This is a genomic window from Pseudonocardia xinjiangensis (assembly GCF_012911925.1).
In the GTDB taxonomy this organism is placed as follows: domain Bacteria; phylum Actinomycetota; class Actinomycetes; order Mycobacteriales; family Pseudonocardiaceae; genus Pseudonocardia; species Pseudonocardia xinjiangensis.
Genome location: NZ_JAAXKY010000245.1, coordinates 1 through 6,825 on the forward strand (window position 1 = coordinate 1; position 6,825 = coordinate 6,825).

The window sequence follows — 6,825 nt, forward strand, 5'->3', positions numbered from 1 at the left end:
GGGTGTGGGCCGTCCGCTTCCAGAGGGCCAGGTGGGGGTCGGTGCGGGGGTCGCGATGTTCCATCGCGTACGCGAGCCCGACGCCGCGCATGCTGGTGAAGAGCAGGTCGCGGACGTCCGGATAGCGCGGGTGCCCGGTCAGCGCCGTGCCGAAGAACCGGTCCAGCCCGCCGCGGATGGCGGCACCGATCTCACGTTCCTGGGGGAGGAGAGCGGCGCGCAGCTCCGCGTTGGTGCGGGCCGCGGTCCACAGCTCGACGGCGGCCCAGAAGTGCGGCTCGGAGAAGGTCTCCCACATCAGCTCGATGGCGCGGTCCAGCCGCTCGGCTCCCGACAGCCCGCCGGCGAGGCTCTCGATCCGCTCGCCGTTGCGCCGGAGCCGTTCGGTGGCCAGGTGCCGGGACGCGGCGACGAGGAGCTGTTCGCGGGAGGGGAAGTGGTGCAGCAGCCGGCCGCGCGAGACCCCGGCGCGGGCCTGGATCTGCAGGGTGGTGGCGCCGGCGTACCCCGACTCGACGAGACACGCGACCGCCGCGTCCAGGATGCGTGCGCGGCTCGTGGCCGTGCGTTCCTCACGACGCCCGCGCGGGGCGGCGGGGGAGGACGCATCGACGGGGGACGACATGCCAGCGAAGGATAGTGGGTGGCGGTCTGCGTGATCCTTTCCGCGGAGCCGGCGCAGCCCTACGGTGCACGCATGAAGCGGTACGACTGGCTGCGCCGGATCGAACAGCTCGACCCGGAGGCAGACCACCTCGAGATCTACCGCATCAGCGTCAGCCACGAGTTCCCTTGGGACTACACCCAGTCGTTGTCGTTCGCGCTGTTCCGGACCTATGCGGTGCCGACCATCGGCGCGCTGCTGGCGTCGACCGGCGAGCTCACCGAGCGGGTGCAGAAGCGCTACGACGACACCTGCCTCATCCTCGACGCCGTACTCGAGCACGGGTTCGCCGCCCCGGAGGGCCGGACCGGGATCCGTCGGATGAACCAGATGCACGGCGCGTACGACATCTCGAACGCCGACATGCTCTACGTGCTCTCGACGTTCGTCACGGTGCCGATCCGCTGGATCGACGAGTTCGGCTGGCGCCGCCTCTCGGAGCACGAGAAGGTCGCCGCGGCCCACTACTACCGTCGGCTCGGCCGGCACATGGGCATCACCGGCATCCCGTCAGGCCACGAGGAGTTCGCCGCACATCTCGACGCCTACGAGGCCGAGCACTTCGCCTACGACCCCGCCGCCCGGGCGGTCGCCGACAGCACGCTGGCGCTGCTCGGGACGTTCCCGCCCAACGACCGGGCACCGGCGCGGCTGGTCCGGCGGTTCTCCTACGGGCTGATGGACGACCGGCTGCGGGCCGCGCTGCGCTACCCGCGGATCTCCGTGTTCGAGCAGGCGCTGGCGCGGCGGATGGTCTGGCTGCGCGGGCGGGTCGTGCGGTTCATGCCGCCGCGGGAGGAGCCGTGGTTCGTCCGGCAGTCGGCGAACATCCGCAGCTACCCCGACGGCTACGACGTGAGCGGGCTGGGCACGTTCCCGCGCTGACGGCCCGACCCCTCAGGACGGTGGCGGCCCGCTCGTGGTGCCGATCCGCAGCGTGACGGGCAGCAGCAGGTCCGGGGGGTGGCCGCCCGCGACGAGCTCCATCGCGGCCTCGGCGGCGGCGCGGCCCTTCTCGTCGCTCGGCTGCACCACCGTGGTGAGGCGGGTGGCGCCCAGCCAGGACAGGTCCGCCCCGTCGAACCCCGCGACGCTGACGTCCTCCGGCACCCGCAGCCCCAGGGCCGCCGCGGCCTGCAGCACGCCGGCGGCGAGGACGTCGCTCTGGGCGATCACGGCGGTGGCGCGGCGGTGGGCCGGCACGTCGAGCAGCACCCGTGCGGCGGCGGCGCCCTCGGCGACGGCGTTGCTGGCGGTCTCGAACGCGGGCACCGGCCCGAAGACGTCCTCCACACCCTCCAGCCGGTGGCGCACGTCGCGGTAGTGGGCGCGGGACCGCCTGGCGGCGTCGATGAAGCCGCGGCGCCCGTCGAGCCGCAACGGCATCGCGAGGATCTCGACCCGGCGGTGGCCGAGGTCGTGCAGATGCCGGGCGAGATCACGGGTGCCGCGCCGGTCGTCGATGTCGACGAGCACGACGCCGTCCACCACCGGGCCCTCGACGACGACGATGGGCACCCCGCGGGAGCGGAGCTGGTCGAGCGCCGGGTCGTCCTCGAGGCCGCAGGTGGCGAAGATCGCGGCGTCGAGGGGGATGCGGCCGATCTGTTCGGTGGAGGGGCGCCCGGTGTCGCCGGCGAGCAGCAGCAGCCCGACGCCGTGCGATCCGAGCACCTCGGTGATCCCGTCGAGGAGCTGGATGGCCACGGGGTCGCGGAAGGCGTAGAGCAACCGCTCCCCGACGAACGCGCCGATCACCCCGCTGCGGCCGCGACGCAGCGAGGCCGCGAGGGGGTCGGGTCCGGCGTAGCCGAGCTCGGCCGCGGCCGAGAGCACCCGCTCCCGCGTGCCGGGCGTGACCCGTGGGCTGCCGGAGAACGCCAGCGACGCCGTCGAGGGCGAGACCCCGGCATGCGCCGCGACGGCTGCGAGCGTCGGGCGGGTGGACACGCACGAACGGTAGCGGTGCCGCCCGATTACGGGTTGAGCCCGGCCGGGTCGGACGCGTACCGTCAACGGCGATCGAATCGATTCGACGAGGAGCGCATGTGACGACGACCGGGGTTCTACCCGCCGCCGAGACCCTCCGTGCCCGCACGGCCGCCGTCATCGCGTTCGGGATGAACGGCCTCGCGTTCGCCTCGTTCATCTCCCGCACGCCGTCCATCCAAGGGGTGCTGGGCCTGTCCCTCGGCCAGCTCGGACTGCTGCTGCTGTGCGTGTCCGGTGGTGCCGTCGCCGGGCTCCCGCTCTCCGGGCCGATCGTGCACAAGCTCGGACCGGCTCGCGCCGTGCTCGCGGGCTCGCTGACGGTCAGCCTCGGGCTGGCCCTGCTGATCGTGGGCCTGTTCGCCGGGGTGGTCGCGCCGGCGGCGATCGGGCTGGTCTTCACCGGTCTGGGCGTCGGGGTCTGGGACGTCGCGATGAACGTCGAGGGCGCCGACGTCGAGCGCAGGCTCGGTCGTCCGCTCATGCCCCGGCTGCACGCGGCGTTCAGCCTCGGCACGGTGGCAGGCGCCGGGGTGGGTGCCGCGTCGGCCGCCACGGGCGTGCCGATCGAGGTCCAGCTGATCGTGGTCGCCCTGCTGATCCCCGTCGTGGTCACCGTCGCGACCCGCCGTTTCCTGCCCGTCCCGGTGTCCACCGAGGAGGAGAAGGCCGCGGGTTCCGGGGTGCTCGCGGCCTGGCGCGAGCCGCGCACGCTGCTGATCGGCCTGCTGGTGCTCGGGTTCGCGTTCACGGAGGGCTCGGCCAACGACTGGATCGCGCTGGCGCTGGTGAAGGGCTACGGCACGAGCGAGGCGCTCGGAGCCGTGGCGTTCGGGCTCTTCGTCAGTGCGATGACGGCCGCGCGCTGGGTGGGGGTCCCGGTGCTGGAACGGTTCGGGCGGGTCGTCGTGCTGCGCGCCACCGCGGTGTTCGCGCTGCTCGGCCTGCTGCTGGTGGTGTTCGGCGGGTCCACGCCGGTCGCGCTCTGTGGTGCCCTGCTCTGGGGGGTCGGAGCATCACTGGGCTTCCCCGTCGGGATGAGCGCCGCGGCGGACGACCCGGCCCGAGCCGCCGCCCGCGTCTCGGTGGTCAGCTCGATCGGCTACACGGCGTTCCTGGCAGGACCGCCGCTGATCGGGCTGCTCGGCGAGCACATCGGCATCCTGCGCGGGCTGTTGGTCGTGCTCGGGGCGTTGGCGCTGGGGCTTCTCGTCTCGGGGGCCACCAAGCCGTTGCCGGTCGGGGAGCCCGTCGACCGCTGATTGCCACCCGGGCTGGCTCGAGGCCCAGGTTACGGTCGCTTTTCCGGGTCGATTCGGGTCTTGACGGCGGCCGATCTGGGGCGAACTCTGTTGCGAGTCGTGCACCACGTTCCGCACAGCGCTCCGGAGAACAGCATGATCCACGTCTGCGCGCTCGACGAACTTCCTCGCGGTAGCGCCCGCCGCCTCCCACTCAGCCCGCCGGTCTCGGTGTTCCACACCGCGGACGGCGAGCTCTACGCCATCGACGACACGTGCACCCATCAGGACGCCTCGCTCGCCGACGGCTGGCTCGAGGGCTGCGAGGTCGAATGCCCCTTGCACGCCGCGATCTTCGACCTGCGCACCGGTGAGCCCGACGGCCTGCTCGCGCGCGAGCCGGTCCGCACGCACCGGGTGGTCGTCGAGGCCGATGCCGTCTACGTCGTCCTATCCGCGTCAGACGCACTCGAAGCAGCGTCGTGAGCGGCCCCCGGGTCGTCGTCATCGGGGCCGGGGTGGTGGGTGCGGCTGTCGCCGACGAGCTCACCGCCCGCGGCTGGACCGACGTCACCGTGCTCGACCGGGGCGCGTTGCCGCTCCCGGGCGGGTCGTCGTCCCACGCTCCGGGTCTGGTGTTCCAGACCAACCCGTCGAAGACCATGGCCGGCTTTGCCCGCTACACGGTGGAGAAGCTGTCCGCGCTGGACGGGCCGTGGTGCTTCAACGCCGTCGGCGGCCTGGAGGTCGCAACGACACCGGAGCGGCTCACCGACCTGCGCCGCCGGCACGGCCTGGCCACGAGCTGGGGCATCGAGTCGCGGCTCGTCGACCCGGACGAGTGTGCGGCCCTGCACCCGCTGATCGGCGCCGACCGGGTGCTGGGCGGGTTCCACACACCTACCGACGGGCTGGCCAAGGCGCCACGGGCCGTCGCCGCGCAGCTCGCCAGGGCCACGGACCGCGGTGCGCGCGTCCTCGGCAACCACCGGGTGCTCGACGTGCTGTCGGAGAGGGGCCGCGTCACCGGCGTCCGCACCGACCACGGTGACGTGCCGGCCGATCTCGTCGTCTCCGCCACCGGTTTCTGGGGGCCGCAGACGGGCGCACTGGTCGACCTGACGATCCCGCTGCTGCCGATGGCCCACCAGTACGTGACGACCACGCCGGTGGCCGCGCTGGCCGGACGCAACACCGATCTCGCCGAGGCGAGCGCGCCGATCCTGCGTCACCAGGACCGCGACCTGTACTTCCGTGAGCACGTCGACCGCGTCGGCATCGGCTCCTACGCGCACCGCCCGCTGCCCGTCGACCTCGACGCCCTGCCGGTGGAGGGCATGCCCAGCGTCCTCGACTTCACCCCCGAGGACTTCGCGCCGTCCTGGTCCGATGCCCGCGAGCTGCTACCGGCGCTGCGGGACGCGGGGATCGACACCGGTTTCAACGGTATCTTCTCCTTCACCCCCGACGGGATGCCGCTCATCGGCGAGCACCCCGGGCTGGCCGGTTTCTGGGTGGCCGAGGCCGTCTGGGTGACCCACTCCTGCGGCGTCGGGCAGGCGCTCGCGCGCTGGCTGGTCGACGGCGAACCCGGCGTCGACGTGCACGAGTGCGACCTCAACCGGTTCGAGGAGGCGCAGCTCGCACCGTCCTATGTGGAGACGCGCAGCGCGCGGAACTTCGTGGAGGTCTACGACATCCTGCATCCGCTGGAGCCGCCCGCGCAGCCGCGGCCGCTGCGGGTGAGCCCCTTCCACCCGCGCCAGGTGGAGCTCGGGGCCGTGTTCCTGGAGGGTGCGGGCTGGGAGCGACCGCACTGGTTCGAGGCCAACGCCGAGCTGCCCGAGGTCGGACGGATCCCGCGTCGCGGGGAGTGGGCGAGGCGGTTCTGGTCGCCGATCGCGGGGGCCGAGGCACTGGTCACGCGCGACCGGGTGGCGATGTACGACATGACCCCGCTCAAGCGCCTGGAGGTCACCGGCCCCGGCGCGCTGGATCTGTTGCAGCGGCTCACCACCAACAACCTGGACAAGAAGCCGGGCGCGGTCACCTACACCCTGCTGCTGGAACCGTCCGGCGGCGTGCGCAGCGACCTCACCGTCGCGCGGCTGGGCGAGCAGCGGTTCCAGGTGGGCGCCAACGGCAACCTGGATCTCGACCGGCTCACCCGCGCGGCGGGCGACGACGTCGTCATCCGCGACATCACCGGCGCCACCTGCTGCATCGGGCTGTGGGGGCCGCGGGCCCGCGACGTGCTCGCCTCGGTCACCCGCGACGACGTGTCCCACGCCGGGTTCGGCTACTTCCGGGCCCGCCGGATCCACGTCGGCGGCGTGCCCGTCACGGCCATGCGGCTGTCGTACGTCGGTGAGCTGGGCTGGGAGCTGTACGCCAGCGCCGAGCTGGGGCTGCGGCTGTGGGACGTGCTGTGGGACGCCGGGCAGCGCCACGGCGTGATCGCCGCGGGGCGCAGCGCCTTCAACTCGCTGCGGCTGGAGAAGGGCTACCGCAGCTCCGGCACCGACATGACCACCGAGCACGACCCGTACGAGGCCGGGCTGGGCTTCGCGGTGCGTCCCGGCTCCTACGTCGGCAGTGCGGCGATCGCCGGGCGGGAGAATCCGGCGCGGCGGCTCGTCCCGCTGCTCCTCGACGACCCGGCCGACGTCGTCATGGGCAAGGAGCCGGTGTGGCACGCCGGTGCGCCCGCCGGGTACGTCACCAGCGCGGCCTACGGCTACACGATCGACGCGAGCATCGCCTACGCGTGGCTGCCTGCGTCGGCCGCGGAGCCCGGCACCCCGGTGCAGGTGGAGTACTTCGGCGAGCGGCTGCCGGCGGTGGTGGCCGCCGAGCCCCTCTTCGACCCCGAGATGAAACGGATCAAGGCATGACCGCCCATGACGTGATCGTGGTCGGGCTGGGCGGGAT

6 protein-coding genes are annotated in these 6,825 nt (G+C 73.1%); 4 read left to right on the forward strand and 2 right to left on the reverse strand.

What is annotated here, in order from left to right:
* A partial coding sequence (locus HF577_RS36110; RefSeq protein WP_169400495.1) for a TetR/AcrR family transcriptional regulator occupies positions 1–625 on the reverse strand: 625 nt, incomplete at its 3' end.
* 72 nt (positions 626–697) lie between these two features.
* Here HF577_RS36110 and HF577_RS36115 point away from each other — a divergent pair.
* On the forward strand, positions 698–1,549 hold the full coding sequence (locus tag HF577_RS36115) for an oxygenase MpaB family protein (RefSeq protein ID WP_169400496.1): 852 nt from the start codon (positions 698–700) through the stop codon (positions 1,547–1,549).
* A gap of 12 nt (positions 1,550–1,561) precedes the next feature.
* Here HF577_RS36115 and HF577_RS36120 read toward each other — a convergent pair whose 3' ends face one another.
* Positions 1,562–2,614: a LacI family DNA-binding transcriptional regulator gene (locus HF577_RS36120; protein ID WP_312859605.1), complete on the reverse strand. Its 1,053-nt coding sequence runs from the start codon at positions 2,612–2,614 to the stop codon at positions 1,562–1,564.
* Between the two features lie 98 nt (positions 2,615–2,712).
* Between HF577_RS36120 and HF577_RS36125 the strand changes: the two genes are divergently transcribed.
* The 3 genes from HF577_RS36125 (at position 2,713) to HF577_RS36135 (ending at position 6,788) form a co-directional block, all read left to right on the forward strand.
* Positions 2,713–3,915 carry an MFS transporter gene (locus HF577_RS36125; protein WP_211175383.1) on the forward strand — a complete coding sequence of 401 codons (1,203 nt, stop codon included), beginning with the start codon at positions 2,713–2,715 and terminating at the stop codon, positions 3,913–3,915.
* A gap of 135 nt (positions 3,916–4,050) precedes the next feature.
* The gene (locus HF577_RS36130; protein WP_169400497.1) at positions 4,051–4,380 is read left to right on the forward strand and encodes a bifunctional 3-phenylpropionate/cinnamic acid dioxygenase ferredoxin subunit; all 330 of its coding nucleotides are present in this window, start codon (positions 4,051–4,053) and stop codon (positions 4,378–4,380) included.
* On the forward strand, positions 4,377–6,788 hold the full coding sequence (locus tag HF577_RS36135; protein ID WP_312859606.1) for a GcvT family protein: 2,412 nt from the start codon (positions 4,377–4,379) through the stop codon (positions 6,786–6,788). Before HF577_RS36130 ends, HF577_RS36135 begins: the two co-directional genes overlap by 4 nt.
* The last annotated feature ends 37 nt before the right edge of the window (positions 6,789–6,825 follow it).

Excerpts from the sequence above, each read along its gene's own strand:
- HF577_RS36115 (WP_169400496.1), top strand. The coding sequence starts at position 698 with ATGAAGCGGTACGACTGGCTGCGCCGGATCGAACAGCTCGACCCGGAG.
- HF577_RS36130 (WP_169400497.1), top strand. The coding sequence starts at position 4,051 with ATGATCCACGTCTGCGCGCTCGACGAACTTCCTCGCGGTAGCGCCCGC.